General features: G+C 73.5%; 21 protein-coding genes and 1 tRNA gene. 7 read left to right on the top strand and 15 right to left on the bottom strand.

Annotated features, from left to right (window positions below; all coding sequences use genetic code 11):
* Position 1: 1 nt before the first annotated feature.
* Both ABD998_RS01470 and prfB read right to left on the bottom strand, forming a co-directional pair.
* On the bottom strand, positions 2-3172 hold the full coding sequence (locus tag ABD998_RS01470) for a lamin tail domain-containing protein (protein ID WP_345435206.1): 3171 nt from the start codon (positions 3170-3172) through the stop codon (positions 2-4).
* An 89-nt stretch (positions 3173-3261) separates the two neighbouring features.
* Complete coding sequence (gene prfB, locus ABD998_RS01465) at positions 3262-4371, bottom strand: peptide chain release factor 2 (protein WP_345435204.1); 1110 nt, start codon at positions 4369-4371, stop codon at positions 3262-3264.
* Positions 4372-4414: 43 nt separating this feature from the next.
* Between prfB and ABD998_RS01460 the strand changes: the two genes are divergently transcribed.
* Entirely contained in the window at positions 4415-5737 is a 1323-nt protein-coding gene (locus tag ABD998_RS01460; RefSeq protein WP_425562942.1) for an MFS transporter, read from the top strand.
* 6 nt (positions 5738-5743) lie between these two features.
* Here the strand turns inward: ABD998_RS01460 and ABD998_RS01455 are convergent, their stop codons facing one another.
* The 8 genes from ABD998_RS01455 to ABD998_RS01420 form a co-directional block, all read right to left on the bottom strand.
* Positions 5744-5899, bottom strand: coding sequence for a hypothetical protein (locus ABD998_RS01455; RefSeq protein WP_345435202.1), 156 nt, complete (start codon positions 5897-5899; stop codon positions 5744-5746).
* Between the two features lie 68 nt (positions 5900-5967).
* Entirely contained in the window at positions 5968-6384 is a 417-nt protein-coding gene (locus tag ABD998_RS01450; RefSeq protein WP_345435200.1) for a pilus assembly protein TadG-related protein, read from the bottom strand.
* Positions 6381-6842: a TadE family protein gene (locus ABD998_RS01445; RefSeq protein ID WP_345435198.1), complete on the bottom strand. Its 462-nt coding sequence runs from the start codon at positions 6840-6842 to the stop codon at positions 6381-6383. Before ABD998_RS01445 ends, ABD998_RS01450 begins: the two co-directional genes overlap by 4 nt.
* A complete protein-coding gene (locus tag ABD998_RS01440) occupies positions 6817-7200 on the bottom strand; it encodes a TadE/TadG family type IV pilus assembly protein (RefSeq protein WP_345435196.1) in 384 nt (127 codons plus the stop codon). The genes ABD998_RS01445 and ABD998_RS01440 overlap by 26 nt, the downstream gene beginning before the upstream one ends.
* A 2-nt stretch (positions 7201-7202) precedes the next feature.
* On the bottom strand, positions 7203-7394 hold the full coding sequence (locus tag ABD998_RS01435; protein ID WP_345436885.1) for a hypothetical protein: 192 nt from the start codon (positions 7392-7394) through the stop codon (positions 7203-7205).
* A gap of 36 nt (positions 7395-7430) precedes the next feature.
* Positions 7431-8384 carry a type II secretion system F family protein gene (locus tag ABD998_RS01430; protein ID WP_345435194.1) on the bottom strand — a complete coding sequence of 318 codons (954 nt, stop codon included), beginning with the start codon at positions 8382-8384 and terminating at the stop codon, positions 7431-7433.
* Entirely contained in the window at positions 8372-9232 is an 861-nt protein-coding gene (locus ABD998_RS01425) for a type II secretion system F family protein (RefSeq protein WP_425562923.1), read from the bottom strand. Before ABD998_RS01425 ends, ABD998_RS01430 begins: the two co-directional genes overlap by 13 nt.
* Positions 9223-10368, bottom strand: coding sequence for a CpaF family protein (locus tag ABD998_RS01420; protein WP_345435192.1), 1146 nt, complete (start codon positions 10366-10368; stop codon positions 9223-9225). The genes ABD998_RS01425 and ABD998_RS01420 overlap by 10 nt, the downstream gene beginning before the upstream one ends.
* A 72-nt stretch (positions 10369-10440) precedes the next feature.
* Between ABD998_RS01420 and ABD998_RS01415 the strand changes: the two genes are divergently transcribed.
* From ABD998_RS01415 to ABD998_RS01405, 3 genes are all read left to right on the top strand, one after another.
* Entirely contained in the window at positions 10441-10818 is a 378-nt protein-coding gene (locus ABD998_RS01415) for a TIGR03618 family F420-dependent PPOX class oxidoreductase (RefSeq protein ID WP_345435190.1), read from the top strand.
* 49 nt (positions 10819-10867) lie between these two features.
* Positions 10868-10949: transfer RNA gene (locus ABD998_RS01410), tRNA-Leu, on the top strand.
* A 45-nt stretch (positions 10950-10994) separates the two neighbouring features.
* Positions 10995-11732 (top strand): DedA family protein, encoded by a 738-nt coding sequence (locus tag ABD998_RS01405; protein WP_345435188.1) that lies wholly within the window; start codon positions 10995-10997, stop codon positions 11730-11732.
* A 10-nt stretch (positions 11733-11742) separates the two neighbouring features.
* Here the strand turns inward: ABD998_RS01405 and ku are convergent, their stop codons facing one another.
* Entirely contained in the window at positions 11743-12612 is an 870-nt protein-coding gene (ku, locus tag ABD998_RS01400; RefSeq protein WP_345435186.1) for a non-homologous end joining protein Ku, read from the bottom strand.
* Positions 12613-12687: 75 nt separating this feature from the next.
* Here ku and ABD998_RS01395 point away from each other — a divergent pair, with 75 nt between their 5' ends.
* The 3 genes from ABD998_RS01395 to ABD998_RS01385 all read left to right on the top strand — a co-directional run bounded on the left by ABD998_RS01395 (position 12688) and on the right by ABD998_RS01385 (position 17650).
* Entirely contained in the window at positions 12688-15048 is a 2361-nt protein-coding gene (locus tag ABD998_RS01395; protein ID WP_345435184.1) for an ATP-dependent DNA ligase, read from the top strand.
* Between the two features lie 100 nt (positions 15049-15148).
* Positions 15149-16495, top strand: a complete 1347-nt coding sequence (gdhA, locus tag ABD998_RS01390; protein WP_345435182.1) for an NADP-specific glutamate dehydrogenase — start codon at positions 15149-15151, stop codon at positions 16493-16495.
* A gap of 129 nt (positions 16496-16624) precedes the next feature.
* Positions 16625-17650 carry an NAD(P)H-dependent flavin oxidoreductase gene (locus tag ABD998_RS01385; RefSeq protein ID WP_345435180.1) on the top strand — a complete coding sequence of 342 codons (1026 nt, stop codon included), beginning with the start codon at positions 16625-16627 and terminating at the stop codon, positions 17648-17650.
* 6 nt (positions 17651-17656) lie between these two features.
* Here ABD998_RS01385 and ABD998_RS01380 read toward each other — a convergent pair whose 3' ends face one another.
* The 4 genes from ABD998_RS01380 to murI form a co-directional block, all read right to left on the bottom strand.
* Positions 17657-18568 carry a cation diffusion facilitator family transporter gene (locus tag ABD998_RS01380; protein ID WP_345435178.1) on the bottom strand — a complete coding sequence of 304 codons (912 nt, stop codon included), beginning with the start codon at positions 18566-18568 and terminating at the stop codon, positions 17657-17659.
* A 79-nt stretch (positions 18569-18647) separates the two neighbouring features.
* Positions 18648-19232: an RdgB/HAM1 family non-canonical purine NTP pyrophosphatase gene (gene rdgB / locus ABD998_RS01375; RefSeq protein WP_345435177.1), complete on the bottom strand. Its 585-nt coding sequence runs from the start codon at positions 19230-19232 to the stop codon at positions 18648-18650.
* On the bottom strand, positions 19232-19966 hold the full coding sequence (gene rph, locus ABD998_RS01370; RefSeq protein ID WP_345435176.1) for a ribonuclease PH: 735 nt from the start codon (positions 19964-19966) through the stop codon (positions 19232-19234). Before rph ends, rdgB begins: the two co-directional genes overlap by 1 nt.
* Positions 19963-20799 carry a glutamate racemase gene (gene murI, locus ABD998_RS01365; RefSeq protein WP_345435174.1) on the bottom strand — a complete coding sequence of 279 codons (837 nt, stop codon included), beginning with the start codon at positions 20797-20799 and terminating at the stop codon, positions 19963-19965. Before murI ends, rph begins: the two co-directional genes overlap by 4 nt.
* Positions 20800-20826: the final 27 nt, after the last annotated feature.

The following is a 20826-nucleotide window of genomic DNA, read 5'->3' as shown; positions in this document are numbered from 1 at the left end:
CTCAGTCCAGGACGATCCCCGTCGTCTCGAGGCCCTTGGCGTACTGCAGCCGGACCGTCACGCGGAAGTCGTCGTCTGCGGCGTCGTACCGCCCTTGGAGACCCTCCGCGACGATCCGCCACGGCCGATCCGACGAGCCCGTCGTGTCCCGCCCGTCGTCCTCGACGGCCTGCGGGTAGTCGTAGGGGGCGCTCGTCCGCTCCCCGAGCGTCGTCGAGAGCGTGTCGACGGCGATCTCGCCGGACGCGACCGCCACCTGGAGGATCCTCTGGAACCCGGTCGCGCGCATGCCGGTCGACGTGCGGAAGTCCTGGTAGTCGCCGAGGATCTCGACGACGTCGTGTCCGGGGATGCCTCCCGCGTCGGCCGTCTCGATGCGGGCGAGCCCGTGGTAGTGGCCCGAGAGCACGAGCACGACGTTGCGGTTCGGCGCCACGATGCGCTCCCACAGCTCGTCGGCGCGCGACACCCAGCGGTTCGAGGTGGCGCGCTCGGCGTCGGCTGAGCCGTCCTCCGGCAGCAGGTGCTCGTGCGTCGCGACGATGACGTTGGCGTGCGGGTGGCCGGCGACGACCCCCTCCGCCCAGGCGAGCTCCCGCTCCCCGTACGCGTAGGGCAGCGAGAGCACGACGAACTCCGCGCGCGCCGCCGTGAACGACGACCAGCTCGCGCTCGCGTCGTCGGGCGCGATGGCGCCGCCGAAGGCGGGGTCGTCGGCGTACCGGTCCGGGCCGAACCAGTCGTTGTACAGGTCGACGGTGGCGCCGCGCTTGCTGTCGTGGTTTCCCGGCAGCGTGCTCACGGGCACTCCCGCTCCCTCGATGACGGCCTGAGCGGCGGAGGCGAGCGCGAACTCGCGCTCCGCCCTCGCGGGGTCCTGCGCCGCGTCGACCCAGTTCTGCACGAGGTCGCCCGTGTGCACGGCGAACGCGATGCGCCGGGCCTCGGCGTTCGCGGCGACCCAGGCCGCCTGCTCGAGCGCGACGGCCGGATGCGCTTCCGTCAGGTACTGCGTGTCCGTGAGGTGGCTGAGGGCGAGGTCGTAGTCGGAGGGATCCGCGAGCCCGTCGGCGGCGTCGCGGATGGCCTCGGTGCGCGGCACGATCTGCACGAGCACCGCGTCCGCACCGGAGGGGAGCTCGCCCGCCAGCGTCACCGTGCCGTCGGCGGATGCCGTCCGCTCGTCGAGTGCGCGCCATCCGCCGTCCGTCCATGCCGACAGCCGCACGGGAGCGGGGCCCGTGACGACACCGGACCACGCGACGCGACCGGAGGAGCCGGCTGCGAGCTCGAACCGCAGGAACGGATGCGCCCAGCCGTCGTCGGCGGCGTCTAGCGCGGCGGCAGAGGCGTCGAGCGGCCGCTCGTCCGCACCGGCCCGCCCGGCGAGCGGTCCGTCCGCCGCTCCCGCCCAGACCGCCGTGATCGCCGTGTCGACGCCCTCGGCCGATGCGTCCGTCGGCGTCGGCTCCTCGTCGACCGCCGTCACGGGCACGGTCGCGGCGATGCGCTCCTGCGCCCGGGCGCTCAGCACGTCGGCCCGCTCTCGCAGCGGCGCCGCGTCGGGCGTCGCCCGGGCGGGGACGAAGTCGGTCGCGTCGTCGCCCGTGAAGGCCGCGCGCTGCCATGTCTCCCCCGCGAGCCGGTCGACGCCGAAGGTCGAGAGCGCGAGCCCCTTGGTGCAGGGGCTCGCGACGTCGACGGGCGCGTCGAGCTCGTTGGCGTGGAAGATCCCGACGCTGTCGACGCGCGCGCCCTCCGTGTCCTCCAGCCAGACGCCCGACCCCTGATAGCCGAGCGGATGGGCGAGACCGTCCTCCGCCGTCGCCGTCCAGGTCGCGCCGGGGGCCAGTCGTTCCCCCGCGGGGATCTCCGCGAGCACCGCGCGCTCGCGGAAGCCGTCGGCATCGCAGCCGATGAGCCGCCATCCGCCGATCGCGACGGGCTCGGCGCCGTAGTTCGCGAGCTCGACGAGGTTCCGGGGCGAATCGAGTTCGGCCACGACCGGGTCGGTGGCGATCTCGCTGATCGCGACCCCCGGCTCCGCGGGATAGGCGAAGTCCGTCGCGACGCGGCTGTCGGCGTCGGCGTTCCGCTCGCCGGGCGTACGCGGAGCGACGATCCAGTCGCCCGTGCCGTCCGCGCGCTGCCAGCTCTCCCCCGTGCGGTGATCGAGCACGGCCGGGAGCTTCTCGTCGCCCGTCTGGCAGGCCGTGTCGGCGTGGGCGGAGATCGTCACGCCGTCGACGCGCACGCCGTCGTCCGTCACGAGGAGGGCGCCCGACACGGTGTCGGCGAGCGAGGTCGCCGTGCGGACGTCGGCGGCGCCGGCGTATCCCGGCCCGCCCACGGCGAGGCGCTCGCCGGGCTCGATCGCCGTGCCGTCGGCGAAGACGACCTGACGGGTGCCGGCCGTGAGCGATCCGTCGCGCGTGCACCGGTAGAGGCTCCAGCCCGAGAGGTCGACCGCGGCGTCCGTCGCGTTGGCGAGCTCGACGACGTCGTCGTCGGCCGCGGCAGGGCCCGCGGGCGCGATCTCGGCGATGACGACGGATGGCGCGGAGGCGGCGGCCACGACCGCTCCCTGTGCGCCCGGCGTCGAGCGGGTGCGCACCCAGTCGACGTCGGGATCGCCCGTGCGCGCGACGCGCTGCCAGCTCTCGTCGAGCCCCGCGGCGAGCGTGTCGGGGACGGTGCCGTGCGCCCCGCACTCGCTGTCGGTGGGCCATGGCGCCCGCGGATAGGCGGCGAAAGCGTCCACGGGCAGGTGCCGGGCGTCCTCCAGGACGAGCCCGTAGCCATCCGCCGAGAACGGCCCCCGCAGCGCGCGATCGCCGCCCGCAGAGCCGATGACGAGGCGCTCGCCCGCGGCGAGGACGACGCCAGCGAGGTCGGCCTCGACCTCGGACTCGCCGAGCCGCGTGCCCTCGCCCGTGCAGCGGTACAGGCGCCATCCGGACAGGTCGACGGCGTGGGCGGAGAGGTTCCGCAGCTCGACGGACGAGGCGTCCGGATCGGCGGAGGTGCCGGCGACGACCTCGTCGATGACGACGTCGCCCGTGCTCTGCGCCGCGAGAGGCGGCGCGGGGGTCGCGCAGGCGGGGACGGCGATCGCGGCGAGGAGGAGGACGGCGAGGGCGCGGCCCCGCGCGGGGCCCCGGACACGGCTCACGGCTGCGAGCGTCCCCGCCCCCGATGAACGGACGCGGACGCGGCGGCCGATGCGGTGTGAACGCCGGGCGTCGGCCCGGCGTCAGAGGCTCAGTCCTCGACCTTGCGCTTGCGCCACCGGATGCCGGCGTTGATCAGGCCGTCGATGTCGCCGTCGAACACGACGGCGGGGTTGCCCACCTCGTAGCCCGTGCGGAGGTCCTTCACGAGCTGCTGCCCGTAGAGGAAGTAGGAGCGCATCTGGTCGCCCCAGCTCGCCGTGATGGTGCCGGCGAGCTCCTTCTTCTTCGCGGCCTCCTCCTCCCGCTGGAGGAGGAGCAGGCGCGTCTGGAGGACGCGCATGGCGGCCGCGCGGTTCTGGATCTGCGACTTCTCGTTCTGCATCGACACGACGATGCCCGACGGGAGGTGCGTGATGCGGACGGCGGAGTCGGTCGTGTTGACCGACTGGCCGCCGGGGCCCGAGGAGCGGAAGACGTCGACGCGGATGTCGTTCTCCGGGATCTCGACCTCCTGCGCCTCCTCCATGACGGGGATGACCTCGACGGCGGCGAAGCTCGTCTGGCGCTTGTCGGCGGAGCCGAACGGGCTGATGCGCGCGAGCCGGTGCGTGCCGGCCTCGACGGAGAGGATGCCGTAGGCGTACGGCGCGTCGACCTCGAAGGTGGCCGACTTGATGCCGGCGCCCTCCGCGTACGACGTGTCCATGACCTTCACGGGGTACTTGTTGCGCTCGGCCCAGCGCAGGTACATGCGCATGAGCATCTCGGCGAAGTCGGTCGCGTCGTCGCCGCCCGCGCCGGAGCGGATCGTGACGACGGCTGACCGCTCGTCGTACTCGCCGTCGAGCAGGGTCTTCACCTCGAGGTCGCCGATGACGCGCTCGAGGTCGGCGATCTCCTTCTGCGCCTCGGCGACGGAGTCCTCGTCGCCCATCTCGTTGGCGAGCTCGACGAGCACCTCGAGGTCGTCGAGGCGGCGCTCGACGGCCGTGATGCGCGCGAGGTCGGACTGACGGTGGCTCAGCGCGCTCGTGACCTTCTGCGCGTTGGCGGTGTCGTCCCACAACCCGGGGGCGGCCGCCTCCTGCTCCAGGCGAGCGATGTCGGCGCGCACGGCGTCGACGTCCACCACCTCGCGGATGTTGTCGAACGTGGTGCGCAGCGCCTGGATCTCGGCGGAAGGATCGAACTCAAGCATGACGATCCAGCCTATCCTGCCGCGGGGCGTAAGTTGGTGGGCGATGAGCACGCGAACCGGATCCGACGACGCCGGGTTCGACGCGCTCCGGCGCTACGCCCCCATGGTGTACGGCCCGACGGCCCTCTACTCGCTCGGGCAGGGTGCCATCCTGCCGCTCCTGCCGGCGCTCGCGGCACGGCAGGGCGCGGACCTCGCGGTGGCCGCGCTCATCTCGGCCGCCATCGTCGTCGGGCAGCTGGCGGGCAACATCCCCGCCGGATGGCTCGTGTCGCGCGTCGGCGAGCGGTGGACGATGCTCATCGCCGCGCTCGCGTCGCTCGCGGGCATCGCCGGCATGCTCGTCGCGCCGAGCATCGGCGTGCTGGGCCTGTCTGTCTTCCTCCTCGGGTTCTGCGCGTCGTCGTTCGCGGTCGCGCGCCACACCTTCATGACGACGCGCGTGCCGTATCGCTTCCGCGCGCGTGCGCTCGCCCTCGTCGGCGGATCGTTCCGGCTCGGCGGATTCACGGGGCCGTTCGTCTCGGCGGGACTGCTGGCGCTCTTCGACGACGAGATCGCGTCGGTGTGGTTCTTCGGGGCGTGTCTGCTGGGCGTCGCGGCGCTCGTCGCGTTCGGTCCCGATCCGGAGCAGAAGGCGCTCGAGGCGGAGCGGACGGCCGCCGCTCCGGCGGAGCGCGGCGTCGTCCCCGACGAGGCGGAGGACACGGGCGAACCCGTCACGGGAGCGGTGGCGACGGCGCGGACGGGCGGCGCGAGGAGCCCCGGCGTGCTGCGCACGATGTGGCGGTTCCGCGGGCTGCTCGCCCGGCTCGGCACGACGGCGGCCTCGCTCTCGGCCGTGCGGTCGGCGCGGCAGGCGGTGCTGCCGCTGTGGGGCGTGTCGATCGGCCTCGACTCGCAGACGCTCGCGCTCGTCGTGGGCGTCGCGGGCGCCGTGGAGTTCTCTCTGTTCTACGTGAGCGGGCAGGTCATGGACCGCTTCGGCCGGCTGTGGGCCGCCGTCCCGGCGATGCTGCTCATGGGCGCGGGGTTCGGCGCGCTCGCGTTCACGCACGACCTCGACACGTCGGTGATGTGGTTCGGCGTGCTCGCCCTCGTCATCGGCGTCGGCAACGGGCTCTCGTCGGGCATCCTGCTGACGCTCGGCGCCGACGTCGCCCCGAAGACCGATCCCGCGCCGTTCCTCGGCTCGTGGCGCACGCTGACCGACGGCGGGGCGGCGCTCACGCCGCTCGTCGTGTCGGCGATCACGGCCGCGGCGTCGCTGCCGGTCGCGACGGCGGTCGTGGGGGTCATCGGGCTCGTCGGCGCGGGCGCGTTCCTCCGGTACGTGCCGCGCTACGCGCCTCCGCGCGGGAGGTGACGGCGCTCAGACCGACACGATGACGACGATCGCCGTCGCCGCGGCGAGCGCGACCGCGACGACGGCCGCGCTCGTGAGGGCGACGACGAGACGGGCGGGCGGGTCGGTCTCGGTCTCGACGGCGGCGGGCAGGGGCCACGATCCGGTGCTGCGGGGGTCCATGTCGTTCCTCTCGGCGGGAGTCTCCGTACATGAGACGCACCGCGGCCCGTTCCGTTACGCGAGTCGCCTCACTCCAGGCCGGTGCGGCTCGTGGCGGTCGCCTCGAGGGGGATGCCGCCCGGGACGACGATGCTCACGATCGGCGGATGCCACACGGTCGCGACGGTGACGCGCGCGGAGACGCCGTCGGGAGTCTCCGCCGAGACGAGCGCGGTGTCGTCGCCCGTCGCGGCGAGGAGGGCGGCCGCCTGCTCCGCCACGCGCGCGTCGTCGAGACGGGCGCGCACGGCGCCGCCCTCGACGGAGAGCGCGAAGCCGTCGGCTGCGGCGAGCGCGGCAGAGGCGGCGAGCGCGTCGAGGCGCTTCTGCGCGAGATGGAGGGCCGTGGCATCGGCGCACACGACGATGAGCGCGATCGCGAGCACCGCGTATCCGATGGCGAGAGGCAGGATGCTGCCGGCCTCGTCGCCGCGGGGCGATCTCACGATCCGTCCCAGAACCGCGACACCCGCTGCGCGGAGGTCGCCTCGACGGGGAAGGAGGCGAGCTGGTCGAGCCCGAGGACGGGAGGGATGAACGGCAGGGGCACCTGCGCGGCGATGGTGACGACGACCGTCGTCCCGGGCTCCGGGCATCCGCTGTGCGCACCGGGGCACGTGACGGCGACCTCGAGCGCAGCCGGGTCCATGCCGTACTCGACGGCGACGGCCGCGATGACGCGCTGCACCTCGCCGATGCCCTCGGCGTGGCCGTCCGAGCGCGCGAGCACGTGGGCGGCGTGCCGTGCGGCGGCCTCCACGCCGAGGGCGTGCTCCTGCACGCTCCCGAGCATCACGACGAGGTACGCGAGCGGCACGAGGAGCAGCAGCCCGCCCACGAGGAACTCCAGGGCGGCCGACCCGCGCTCGTCCGCTGGATCATCCGATCGTCTCGGCGGGAGCACGCGCGGTCACCTCCCACGTGCCGGGCACGCCGATGAGTCCCACGACGGGGATGGCGGCGCGCACCGTGACGAGGACGTCGTGCCCGTCGTACTGCGCCGTGACGTCCTGCGCGTAGCCGGCGCCGACGGCGCGCTCGATGACGGCCCTCGTCCGGGCGACGCCGCCCTCTGCTCCCACGTCGGCGAGGGCGGCATGGTAGGCGCCCTCGACCGCGGCGTCGTGGATCATGTTGCGCACGTGCACGGCGATGCCGAGCTGGAGGACCGCGAGGGTCAGCACGGTGAGGAGGGCGCCGACGAGGACGAACTCGACGACAGCCGACCCGCGCTCGTCGTCGCGGATCGCGACGACCGCCATCGTCAGATCCCGTTGACGCTGGAGATGGCGCGTTCGAAGAGCCCCGTGAGCGCGGGGCCTGCGAGCGCCCAGATGAGGACGACGAGCCCGGCCGACATCAGGGTGATGAGGACCCAGCCGGGCACGTCGCCGCGCTCGTCGCGCTTGAGATCGTGGAGCACGTCGCCCCACGCCGTGCGTGCGCGGACGACCATGTCGGTGATGCTCATGGGTTTTCCTTTCTCGAGCGCTCAGCCGATGCCGAGGCGCAGCATGACGATTCCGGGGAACACGGCGAACAGGACGCTGAGAGGCAGCAGGCCGAAGACGAGCGGGAGGAGCATGAGGATCTCCTTGCGCCCCGCCTTCTCGATGAGGGCGCGCTTCGCGTCCTCGCGGGCATCGGAGGCCTGAGCCTGCAGCGTCTGGGAGAGCGGGGACCCGCGGTCGATCGCCGCGACGAGGTGCTCGACCGTGCGGTCCAGCGCCGGCGACGGGAGGCGGCGCGCCAGCGCGGCGAGCGCATCGGGCAGCGTCGACCCGGTGCGGACGTCGAGGACGACGCGGCGCAGTTCGAGGGACAGCTCGCCGCTCCCGAGCATGGCGACGCGCGCGATGCTGTCGAAGATCCCCTCCCCCGCCGAGAGGCACAGCGCGAGGAAGTCGAGCACCGTGGGGAGCTCGTCGCCGATGCGCTCCATCCGCGCCCTGGCCCGCGCGCCGAGCAGGAGATCGGCCCCGATCGCGCCCGCGACCGCTCCCGCGACCGGGAGGGCGAGCGCCTGCCCTGTCGCGGCGCCGGCGAGCGCGAGCACGACGACGACCGCGCCGCCGGCGGCCGTGCCGGCGAGCGCCGCCGCGAGCTGGCGTCCCCGGAAGGCCGCGACGTCGGTGTCGCGGCCGGCCTGCGCGAGCCGGCGGGCGATGCCGTCGCTCCCTCCGAGGAGCGCGGCGAGGTGCTCCTGGCACACCGCCCACGCGGCTCGCGCGACGCCGACGAGTGCGGCTCCGGGATCCGTGACCGAGGTGCGGACGGTCGTCCCCGCCGCGTCCGTGACATCGCGGACATACGGCGCGACGCGGCGCGCGAGGCCCGCCGCGCTCCAGCGCGGCGCGAGCATGAGGAGCGCCCACGCGCCCGTGCCGAGCGCCCCGCCGAGGACGAGGGCCAGCGCCGCATCGGTGGCCCACGTCAAGCGAACCACCTCCGGGTCTCCGGGAGACGGCCGATCCGCAGCATGACGCGGAAGGCGACCACCGAGACGACAGCGCCGGCGAGGAGGAGCATGACGCCCTCCGGGCTCGTGTACGACTCGGCTCCCTCCGAGCGCAGGGACAGGAGCGCGACGATCACCCACGGTGCCGAGACGCCCAGCACGGCGGCGCCGCGCGTCCACGACTGCCGTGCCTCCACCTCGGCGCGCAGCGCCGCGTCGGCCCGGACGGAGGCGGACAGCGCGCGCAGCACGGGGGCGAGCTCCGTGCCGCCGACCTGCCGCGCCATCCGGAGCGTCTCGACGATGCGGTCGGCCATGGGATCGGCGAGCGCGGTCTTCAGCCGGTCGGCGCTGGACTCGAAGCTCCCGGACGCCGCCATGTCGCGCTCGAACCCCGCGAAGGCGTGACGCAGGGCGGCGGGGGCCGAGCGGGCGAGGCTCGACACCGCGTCGGGCAGCGACATCCCCGCCCGCACCGACGAGACGAGGAGGTCGCACACGTCGGGCCACAGTGCACGGCGAGCCCGCACGAGCCGCTGCGCGCGCGAGCGCAGCTGGAGGGCGGGCGCCGCCCCCGCCGCGACCGCCGCGAGGAGGGCGAGGGCGGGGACGGACGTCGCCAGCCACACGGCCGCCGCGCCGAGGAGCGCCGCCGCGGCGGAGGCGAGCACCAGGACCCGCGGCGCGACGTGTGCGAAGCCGGCCTCCTCGAGGAGCGTCTCGATCCGCGGCGCCCTGCGCGGCACCATCGGGAACCCCGCCGGCCACAGCCACGGAGAGAGGGCGAGGAGGACGCCGGCGGCGAGCGCGACGCCGAGGACCACGATCACCGCCATCGCTCCCCCGTCCGGTAGACGGCACGCGTCTCGGGGGCGTCGTCGACGATGCGGCCGGTCGGCGCGATGATCTCCTGCACGCGGCGACGCCCGCCGGCGGCGCGCTGGCAGTGCACGACGAGATCGACGCTCGTGGCGATGGCCGGCAGCACGAACCCGCGGTCGATGTTGCGCCCCGCGAGCAGCGGGAGAGCGGCGAGCTTGGCGAGCGCGTGCTCCGCGGAGTTCGCATGGATGGTCGCCGCGCCCGGGATGCCCGTGTTCAGGGCGAGCAGGAGGTCGAGGGCCTCGGCATCGCGCACCTCGCCCACGACGAGGCGGTCGGGCCGCATGCGCAGCGCCTCCTTCACGAGCCGGCGGAGCGTGATCTCGCCCGTCCCCTCGAGGCTGGGCTGGCGTCCCTGCAGGGCGACGAGGTCGGGGGCGTCGACGCCCAGCTCGAACGTCTCCTCGACCGTGATGATGCGGTGGCCGGGCGGGCTCGCGGCGATGAGCGCGCCGAGCAGGGTCGTCTTGCCCGCATGCGTGGCGCCCGACACGAGCACGCTGCTCCCCTCCGCCATCGCGTCCCGCAGGATGGCCTCGGCGTCCTCCGACAGCGATCCGATCGCGACGAGGTGCTCGAGGGTGCGCACGGTCGGGAGGAATTTGCGGATGTTGACGGCCCAGTGCCGGCGCGCGATGCCGCCCAGGACGACGTGGAGGCGCGATCCGTCGGGGAGCGCCGCGTCCACGAAGGGCTGGGAGAGGTCGACGCGACGGCCGGTCGCGTGCAGCATGCGCTCGACGAGGTCGCGCACGGCAGCCTCCGTGAGGGACAGCGGGAGCCGCTCCGTCACGCCGTCGCGGGCCGCGAACACGCGATCGGGGGCGTTGATCCAGATCTCCTCGATGCCGGGGTCGTCGAGGTGCTCCTGCAGCGCGCCGTAGCCGGTGACGGCGGCGAGCACCTCGCGCACCGCCGCCTGCTCGTCGTCGACGATCGCGAGACCGCGCGCGAGCGCGTAGTCGTTGTGACGCCGCACCTCCGCCTGCGCGAGCCGGCGCGCGGCCTCGGGTGCGACGGACGGATCGGTGCGATCCGCCCGCAGACGGTCGCGCACGCGGTCGGCGACGGCACTCACGACGGGGCTCACGGCGCCATCCTGTCCGAAAACGCGACACCGCCTCCGAAGTTATCCACAGCCGTGGTCTGGCACGCTCGGGGCATGCTCTCCTCCGCCGCCCTCGCGCTCCTCTCCGAGCGCCACCTCGCCGTGCTCTCGACAGTGGGCAGGAGGGGTCGCGTCCATGCCGTTCCCGTCGGGGTGACCTACCGCGACGGCCTCGCGCGCGTCATCGGGTCGCGCGGCACCCAGAAGTTCGTGAACGCGGCGCGATCCGGCCGCGCCGTCGTGACGACGGTCGACGGGGCGCGCTGGCTGTCGCTCGAAGGCCCCGCACGCGTCGTCGACGACCCGGCCGCCGTCGCCGAAGCGGTCGCGCTCTATGCCGCGCGGTACCGCGCTCCGCGTGCCAACCCCGACCGCGTCGTGCTCGAGATCACCGTCGAGAGGGTGATCGGATCTTCCGGTATGAGGGCGTGACGCGCCGGCACAGGAGAGGCACAGCCTCGGCCGTAGACTGAACGCGTCCGCGGGAGTGGTGAAACTGGCAGACACGCAGGATTTAGGTTCCTGTGCCTCCGGGCGTGCGGGTTCGATTCCCGCCTTCCGCACGAGACGCGATCCCGCGTCGCCGACCGATCGACCTCCGGAGCACCGTGCATCACATCGCGCTCATCCCGTGGCTGGACCCGCAGGCGATCATCGCCGCCGCGGGGCCGTGGGCCCTCCTCGTCGTGTGCCTCATCGTGTTCTCCGAGACGGGGCTGCTCGTGGGCTTCCTGCTCCCCGGCGACACGCTCCTCGTCATCTCGGGCCTCCTCACCCACACGAGCAACGTGTTCGGCGTAAACATCTGGGTCGTGAGCGGGCTCATCGCCCTCGCCGCGTTCATCGGCGGCGAGGTCGGGTACCTCATCGGCCACAAGGGCGGGCCCGCCGTGTTCGAGCGGAAGGAATCCGGCCTCTTCAGCCGTCGGAACGTCGATCGCACGAACGCGTTCTTCGAGCGGTTCGGCGGGATCACGGTCGTGCTCGCCCGCTTCGTGCCGATCGTGCGCACCTTCGCCCCCGTCGCGGCGGGCGTCGGCCACATGCCCTGGAAGAAGTACTCGCTCTACAACCTCATCGGCGCCGTGCTGTGGGGCTTCGGCCTGACGATGTTCGGCTACCTCATCGCGTACATCCCGTTCGTGCGCGACCTCGTGACGGAGTACATCGACATCATCCTGCTCGCCGCCGTCGCGGGCACCGCGCTCATCGTGCTGTGGCACTACCTGCGCGAACGCCGCGAAGCGCGCCTGCACCCCGCGTCGACGGCCGACGACGTCGTTCTCGACCGCGAGGTGTTCGAGCGCGGCCCCGACATCGACGGAGACGGCAAGCCCGACCTCTGAGCGCCTCGACTCAGGAGGCCTTCTTCGACTTGCCGCGCGGCTTCCGCGCTGGCTTGTCGTCGGCGTCGTCGGGTTTTGCGTCGTCGGCGGCACCGCGCGCCTTGCGGGATCGCTCCACGCTCGCGCGCAGGGCCTCCATGAGGTCGATGACCTCGCCGCCCTCCTCCGCCTCCCCGCCGAAGGTCGCCTCCGTGTCGACGGCGTCGCCCTTCTCGAGCTTCGCGTCGATGAGGGTGCGCAGCTCCCTCTGGTACTCGTCGACGAACTCCTCCGGGTCGAAGTCCGACGAGTAGCTCTCGACGAGGCTCGCCGACAGCTCCAGCTCCTTCTCGCTGATCTTCACGGGCTCGTCGAGCGCGGGGAACGACGCCTGCCGGATCTCGTCGGACCACAGCAGGGTCTGCAGCATGAGCACGCCGTCGCGCACCCGCAGCGCGGCGAGCCGCGTCTTCTGCCGCAGCGAGAACCGCACGATGGCGGTGCGGTCGGTGCGCTCGAGCGTCTCCCGCAGGAGCGCGTACGACTTGGGCGATGACGAGTCGGGCTCGAGGAAGTACGCCCGGTCGAACGCGATGGGGTCGACCTGGTCGCTCGGCACGAACTCGACGACGTCGATCTCGCGGCTGCGCTCCGACGGGAGCGACTTCAGGTCGTCGTCGGTGAGGACGACCGTGCGCTCGCCGTCGTCGTACGCGCGGTCGATGTCGCGGTAGGCGACGACCTCGCCGCAGACCTCGCACCGCCGCTGGTAGCGGATGCGGCCTCCATCGGCGGCGTGGACCTGGTGGAGCGGCACGTCGTGATCCTCCGTCGCGGCGTACACCTTGACGGGCACGTTGACGAGCCCGAAGGTGAGCGCGCCCTTCCAGATCGATCTCATGGCACCAGTGAACCGCGGCGGGCGCCGTCTGACCAGGGGTTGACGCGATCCCGCGCCGCGCGCATAGCCTGGGGCATGCCCGCGGAGCAGCAGACGGTGGAGATCGACGGCCGGCGGCTGCGCGTGTCGAACCTCGATCGCGTGCTCTACCCCGCGACGGGCACGACGAAGGCCGACGTCATCGGCTACTACACCCGGATCGCCCCGCTGCTGCTCCCCCACGTCGCCGGGCGCCCCGTCACGCGCAAGCGATGGGTCGACGGCGTCGGCACCGACGACGCCCCCGGCGAGGCGTTCTTCGCCAAGGCCCTCGAGCCGGGCGCCCCGCGCTGGCTGCCGCGGCGCGCCATCCGCCACAGCACGGGCCCGAAGGACTACCCCCTCGTCGACGAGGTCGCCGCCCTCGTGTGGATGGCCCAGGTCGCGAGCCTCGAGCTGCACGTCCCCCAGTGGCGGTTCGCCCCCGACGGCGAGCCGGGGCCCGCCGACCGGCTCGTCCTCGACCTCGACCCCGGCCCCGGCGCGGGCCTCGCCGAGTGCGCCGAGGTGGCGCGGCTCGTGCGCGGCATCCTCCGCGACATGAGACTCGACCCGCTGCCCGTCACGAGCGGGAGCAAGGGCATCCACCTCTACGCCGCGCTGCCGCAGACGCTCCCCTCCGACCGCGCGTCGGCCCTCGCGCACGAGCTCGCCCGCTCGCTCGAGGCCGACCATCCCGATCTCGTCGTGAGCGCCATGCGCAAGGATGCCCGCGCCGGCCGCGTCTTCGTCGACTGGAGCCAGAACAACGGGAAGAAGACGACCATCGCGCCGTACTCCCTGCGCGGCCGCTCGCGCCCGTGGGTGGCGGCCCCGCGCACCTGGGAGGAGCTCGACGACCCCTCGCTCGCGCAGCTCGACCTCGCCGAGGTGCTCGCCCGCGCCGACCGGATGGGCGACCCGCTCGCCGCCGTCGACGCGCCCGTCCGCGCGGCGCCGCTCGGGTCGTACATCGCCAAGCGGTCGGCGGACCGGACGCCCGAGCCGGTGCCCGACAGCCCTCACGTCGAGGCGGCGCCCGGCGACGCGCCCCGCTTCGTCGTGCACGAGCACCATGCGTCCCGGCTGCACTGGGACCTCCGCCTCGAACGCGACGGCGTGCTCGTGAGCTGGGCCGTCCCGAAGGGGATCCCCGAGACGGCAGCGCGGAACCACCTCGCCGTGCAGACGGAGCACCACCCGCTCTCGTATCTCGGCTTCCACGGGACGATCCCCGCCGGCGAATACGGCGCGGGGACGATGACGGTGTGGGACACGGGCACCTACGAGACCGAGAAGTGGCGGGATGCCGAGGTCATCGTCACGCTGCACGGGCGCGGGGGCGGGCCGCTCCCCGGCACGCGCATCGCCCTCATCCGCACCGACGGCGACGGCGAGAAGTCGACGTGGCTGCTCCACCGGACGAAGGGCCAGGCCGAGGCTCCGGCGCCTCCGGCTCGGCCCGTCCCCATGCTTGCGGTGAACGGCGCACCGGGCCTCGCCCGGAGTCTCGGGCGCCCTCCCTGGGTCGAGTTCAAATGGGACGGCGTGCGCGCGCTCGGCGAGTGGCGAGGCGGCGCGCTGCGGCTGTCGGGCCGCTCCGGCGCCGACATCACCGCACGGTACCCCGAGCTCTCAGGCGCCGCGCGCACGCACCTCGACGCGTGGGACGCCGTCGTCGACGGCGAGATCGTCGCGCTCGACGCGCGGGGGCGCCCCCGCTTCTCGCTGCTGCAGAACCGCATGCACCTCGAGCGGCCGGACGACATCGCCAGGGAGAGCGCGCGGACGCCGGTCCGCTTCCACCTCTTCGACCTCCTCCGTCTCGACGGCCGGGACCTCACGGGCGCGCCGCTCCACGAGCGCCGGGCCCTCCTCGAGCGGGTCTCCGCCGATGCCGGACCGTCCGTGGTCGTCCCTCCTGTGCTCGACGACATCGACCTCGCGCTCGAGGTGGCACGGGAGCACGACCTCGAGGGCGTCGTCGTGAAGGACCGCCGGTCGCCCTACCGCGGCGGCGAGCGCAGCGAGCACTGGATGAAGATCAAGCTCACGCGGACGCAGGAGGTCGTCATCGGCGGGTTCCGTCGGGGCCGCGGCGCGCGGGCGGGCACGTTCGCCTCGCTCCTGCTCGGCGTGCCGGGCCCGGATGGCCTGGCCTACGCCGGCCGGGTCGGGTCGGGATTCTCGGAGCGGGAGCTCGCGCGGCTGCGGGCGATGCTCGGTCCCCTCGAGACGCCGGAGGCGCCGTTCGCCGATGTGCCGGCGGAAGACGCCTCCGACGCCGCCTGGGTGCGCCCCGAGCTCGTCGGCGAGGTCGAGTTCGCCGAATGGACGCCGGCCGGCAGCGTGCGGCATGCGCGCTGGCGGGGGCTGCGCCCCGACAAGTCGCCCGACGAGGTCCGCCGCGAGAGCTGAGCCGTCCTCCTCGCGCCATCCCTCGTCCGCTCGACGGCATGGGCGGACCGCCGCGTGCCGATATCCTGGCGGTTTGCATGCCAGCGAGAGGAGCAACACGATGGCAGCACTCCCCGACGCCCTGACGTCCGTCTTCGACGAGGTCGTCCGCCGCAATCCCGGCGAGGCCGAATTCCACCAGGCGGTCCGCGAGGTCCTCGAGAGCCTCGGCCCCGTCATCGCCAAGCGTCCGCAGTACGTCGACGCCGAGATCATCCGGCGGCTGTGCGAACCGGAGCGGCAGATCATCTTCCGCGTGCCGTGGACCGACGATGCCGGACGGGTGCAGCTGAACCGAGGCTTCCGCGTGGAGTTCAACTCGGCTCTCGGCCCGTACAAGGGGGGCATCCGCTTCCACCCCTCCGTCTACCTGGGGATCGTGAAGTTCCTCGGCTTCGAGCAGATCTTCAAGAACGCCCTCACCGGCATGCCGATCGGCGGCGGCAAGGGAGGGTCCGACTTCGATCCGAAGGGCCGCTCCGACGCCGAGGTGATGCGCTTCTGCCAGTCGTTCATGACGGAGCTGTACCGTCACATCGGCGAGCACACCGACGTGCCCGCCGGCGACATCGGCGTGGGCGGGCGCGAGATCGGCTACCTGTTCGGCCAGTACAAGCGCATCACGAACCGCTACGAGTCGGGCGTCCTGACCGGCAAGGGCATCACGTGGGGCGGTTCGCAGGTGCGCACCGAGTCGACGGGCTACGGCACCGTCTTCTTCGTGCGCGAGGCGCTCGCGTCGCGCGGCGGGAGCCTCGACGGCCGGACCGTCGTGGTGTCGGGGTCGGGCAACGTCGCCATCTACGCGATGGAGAAGGCCGCGGAGCTCGGCGCGCGGGTCGTGGCGTGCTCGGACTCCGGCGGCTACGTCGTCGACGAGGCCGGGATCGACCTCGACCTCGTCAAGGAGATCAAGAACGGCCGCCGAGGCCGCATCGCGGAGTACGCCGACGCCAGGCCGTCGGCGCGCTTCGTCGCCGACGGGTCGATCTGGGATGTGCCCTGCGACGTCGCCCTGCCCTGCGCGACGCAGAACGAGCTCGACGAGGACGGCGCGGCGGCGCTCATCCGCGGCGGCTGCGGCATCGTCGCGGAGGGCGCCAACATGCCCACGACGCCCGCTGCCGTGCGCGCACTGCGCTCCGCGGGCGTCGTCTTCGCTCCCGGGAAGGCCGTGAACGCCGGAGGCGTCGCGACGAGCGCCCTGGAGATGCAGCAGAACGCGTCGCGCGACTCGTGGACGTTCGAGCACACCGAGGCGCGCCTGTCCGACATCATGGGCCAGATCCACGCCCGCTGCCTCGAGACGGCAGATGAGTACGGAACGCCGGGCGACTACGTCGCGGGAGCGAACATCGCGGGATTCACCCACGTCGCCGACGCGATGCTCGCTCTCGGCGTCGTCTGACGGAGGCGCCCGCCGACCCGCGGACGCCGTGCCCGGGCCGGCGGGCGAGCGGCGGCCGACGAAGGTCGGCGGGCGGTCCGCCGCGGGGTAGCGTCGAGGGCGGACAGCCCGCATCCCGGAGGAGGCACCGTGACCCTCGAGAGCTCGCTCGGCATCGAGCACCCCGTCGTCCTCGGCCCGTTCGGCGGCGTCTCGTCCGTCGCCCTCGCCGTGCTCGTCAGCGAGGGCGGCGGCCTCGGCTCCTTCGGCCTGTACGGATACGCGCCCGACCGCATCGCCGAGACGGTGTCGGCGCTCCGGTCCGGAACGACGCGCCCCTTCGCCGTGAACCTGTGGGTGCCGACGGGCGACGAGGTCTCCCCCGCCGATGTGCCGTGGGAGCCGCACGCCGCCGTCCGCGCCCTCTTCGACGAGGTGGGCGTCGCCGTCCCCGCACGACCCGACGCCTTCCTGCCCGACCCCGAGGCGCAGCTCGACGCCGTCATCGCCGCCCGGCCCGCCGTCCTCAGCACGGTCTTCGGCGTGCTCTCCCCCGACCGGGTGGAGGCGGTCCACGCCGCCGGCATCCGTCTCATCGGCACGGCGACGACCGTCGAGGAGGCCGTCGCCGTCGCCGAGTCGGGTGCCGACGCGGTCGTCGCGACGGGCTCGGAGGCGGGCGGCCACCGCGTCTCGTGGCTCCGCCCGGCAGAGGAGTCGCTCGTCGGCACGTTCGCGCTCGTGCCGCAGGTCGTCGACGCCGTGGACATCCCCGTCATCGCGGCCGGAGGCATCGCCGACCGGCGCGGCGTCGCGGCGGCGCGCGCCCTCGGCGCCGACGGCGTCCAGGTCGGGACCGCGTTCCTCCGCACTCGGCAGTCTGCGGCGCCCGACGCGCACCGCGCCGCGATCGCGATGCCGCACAGGACGACCCTCACGCGGGCGATGAGCGGGCGCCTTGCGCGGGGCATCCCCAATCGCGCCCTGCGCACCCTCGAGAGCGCGCCGGTCCTGCCCTTCCCCGCGCAGAACTGGCTCACAGGACGCTTCCGCGCGGAGGCGTCGGCGCAGGATCGCGGCGACCTGCTGTCGCTGTGGGCGGGGCAGGCCGCGGCGCTCGCGCATCTCGACGATGCGCACGACGTGCTCGCGGAGCTCGTCGCCGGCCTGCGCTGACGCCTCTCAGCGGTGGGCGTCGCCCCGATCGGCGTGGCCGGCCGACTCGATCTGGAACGTGGAGTGCGCCACGTCGAAGTGCTCGGCGAGGCACTCCTGCAGTCCCGCCAGCACGAGGCCGCTGCGTCCGGCGTCGACGACCTCCTGCTCCACGACGACGTGGGCGGTGAACACGGGGGCGCCGCGGGTGAGCTGCCACACGTGCACGTCGTGCACGGCCGCCACCCCCGGGGCGGCGAGGATGTGCGCGCGGATGTCGCCGACGCTCGTTCCGTCAGGGGCGGACTCCGCCAGCACGCTGACGACCTCCCGGAGGAGACCGAGGGCTCGAGGCACGATGAGCGCCGCGATGGCGAGGGAGGCGATCGCGTCGGCGGCCGTCCATCCGGTGAGGAGGATGACCACGGCCGCGACGATGACGAGCGCCGAGCCGACGAGGTCGCCGAGCACCTCGAGGTAGGCCCCGCGCACATTGAGGCTGCGCCGCTGGGCGGCGCTCAGAAGCCACATCGACACGGCGTTCGCGACCAGGCCGACGGCCGCGACGACGAGCATCCAGCCGCCGGCGACCTCCGCGTCGCCCGGCTCGATCAGACGGCGGACGCCCTCGACGGCGACCGTGACGCACAGCACGATGAGCACGATCGCGTTGACGAGGGCGCCCAGCACCTCGGCGCGCTGATAGCCGTAGGTGCGCCGGTCGTCGGCGGGGCGTGCCGCCACCGCGCTCGCGATGAGGGCGACGACGAGGGCGATCGCATCCGTGAGCATGTGCACGGCGTCGGCGAGGAGCGCGAGCGATCCCGTCCAGAACGCGCCGGCGAGCTGGACCGCGAAGACCGTCGCCGTGATCGACAGCGAGATCGTCAGCAGCCGGCGGTTGTCGGCGCCGCGGATGCCGTGCGCGTGGTCGTGCATGTGTTCAGGCTAGGCGCGACCGACATCGCGGCGCGCCGTTCCGCGCCAGTCGGGAACGAGGATGGTTCTCGTTCCCGGCTCAGAGGGCGGCGAGGAGCGGCCCCAGCGCGGCGAAGGCCCGCGCTCGATGCGAGACGGCGTTCTTCTCCTCCGCCGACCACTCCCCGACCGATCGCTCCTGGCCTTCGGGGAGGAAGACGGGGTCGTAGCCGAACCCGCCCGCTCCGCGCGGCTCCCGCGCGATCCGGCCCGGCCAGACGCCCTCGACGGTGTGCTCGCCGCCGCCGGGGAGGACGAGCGCGATGACCGAGGTGTAGTGCGCCGTGCGGTGGGGGTCGCGGATGTCGGAGATCTGATCGAGCAGCAGGGCCAGATTCGCCGCGTCGTCCTTCGCATGCCCTGCCCAGTAGGCGGAGAACACTCCGGGCGACCCGCCGAGCACGTCGACGCAGACGCCCGAGTCGTCGGCGAGCGCGGGAAGACCGGTGTGGACGGCGGCCGCCCTCGCCTTGATGAGGGCGTTCTCCGCGAAGGTCGTGCCGTCCTCGACGGGCTCGGGTCCGTCGTAGGACACCACCTCGAGGTCGGGGCGCGTGCGCGCGACGATGCCCTGGAACTCGGCGACCTTGTGCGCGTTGTGCGTCGCGAGGACGATGCGGCCCATCACTCGGCCTGCCCGAGCGCCGCGAGCTGGTGGCGGCGGAGCTCGGCCGTCCCGGCGAGGCCGAGCTCGAGGAGCTGATCGAGCTCCCGCTTGTCGAACGGGGCGCCCTCCGCGGTGCCCTGCACCTCCACGAACAGGCCGCGGCCCGTCACGACGATGTTCATGTCGGTCTCGGCCCGCGAGTCCTCGACGTACGGCAGGTCGAGCAGGGGGACGCCGTCGACGATGCCGACCGAGATCGCGGAGACCGAGTCGAGGAGCACCTGCGACTTCTGCCCGATGAACTTCTTCGCCCGGCCCCACTCGATGGCGTCGGCGAGCGCCACGTAGGCGCCCGTGATGGCCGCCGTGCGCGTGCCGCCGTCGGCCTGCAGCACGTCGCAGTCGATCACGATGGTGTTCTCGCCGAGCGCCTTGGTGTCGACGACTGCGCGCAGAGCGCGGCCGATGAGACGGGAGATCTCGTGCGTGCGCCCGCCGATCTTGCCCTTGACGCTCTCGCGCTGGTTGCGCTCGTTCGTCGCCCGCGGGAGCATCGCGTACTCGGCGGTGACCCAGCCCTTGCCCTTGCCGGTGAGCCAGCGCGGCACGCCGTTCGTGAACGAGGCCGTGCACAGCACCTTCGTGCCGCCGAAGCTGATGAGCGCCGACCCCTCGGCCTGGCTGCTCCAGCCGCGCTCGATCGTCACGGGGCGGAGCTGGTCGGGGGTGCGGCCGTCGGCACGCTGCGTCATGAGGGTCCTCTTCTCGAAAGGGGCAGGTCGATGGCACCCGTGCGCACGAGGCGCACGTCGCGCACCTCACGGCCGAGCAGGCGGTTGGCGAGGCGGGTGAACGTCGCGGTGTCGGCGCCCGTCGCCTCGTAGGCGTGTGCCGGGACGGCGTCGTTCCCGGCCAGCAGACCGCCCGAGACGAGCTGGCGGTAGACGTCCTTCGCGGTCTCGGAGTCGCTCGAGATGAGCGTCACCGCGTCGCCCATCACGTAGCTGATCGCGCCCTTGAGGAACGGGTAGTGCGTGCAGCCGAGCACGAGGGTGTCGACCTGCGCGGCGCGCAGCGGCGCGAGGTACTCCTCCGCGACGGCGAGCACCTCGGCCGAGTCGGTCGTGCCGGCCTCGACGAACTCGACGAAGCGCGGGCAGGCGGCGGTGTGCACCTCGACGCCAGGGGCGACGGCGAGCATGTCCTGGTAGGCGCCGGAGCCGATCGTCCCCTCCGTCCCGATGACGCCGATGCGGCCGCTGCGCGTCGCGGCCACGGCGGTGCGGACGGCCGGGCCGATCACCTCGACGACCGGGACGTCGTATCGCTCCCTGGCGTCGCGCAGCACCGCCGCCGACGCCGTGTTGCAGGCGATCACGAGCATCTTGACGCCCTGGTCGACGAGCGTGTCGAGGACCTCGAGCGAGTAGCGGCGCACGTCGGCGATGGGCTTCGGACCGTAGGGCGAGTGCAGGGTGTCGCCGATGTAGACCATCGACTCCCTCGGCAGCTGGTCTCCGATCGCGCGCGCGACCGTGAGCCCGCCGACGCCCGAGTCGAAGATGCCGATGGGCGCGTTGTTCACGATGCCCCAGCGTACCCGCGTCGCGGC

It is taken from the genome of Microbacterium gilvum (assembly GCF_039543865.1).
Classification (GTDB): domain Bacteria; phylum Actinomycetota; class Actinomycetes; order Actinomycetales; family Microbacteriaceae; genus Microbacterium; species Microbacterium gilvum.
This window is presented reverse-complemented; position numbering and strand designations above follow the sequence as displayed.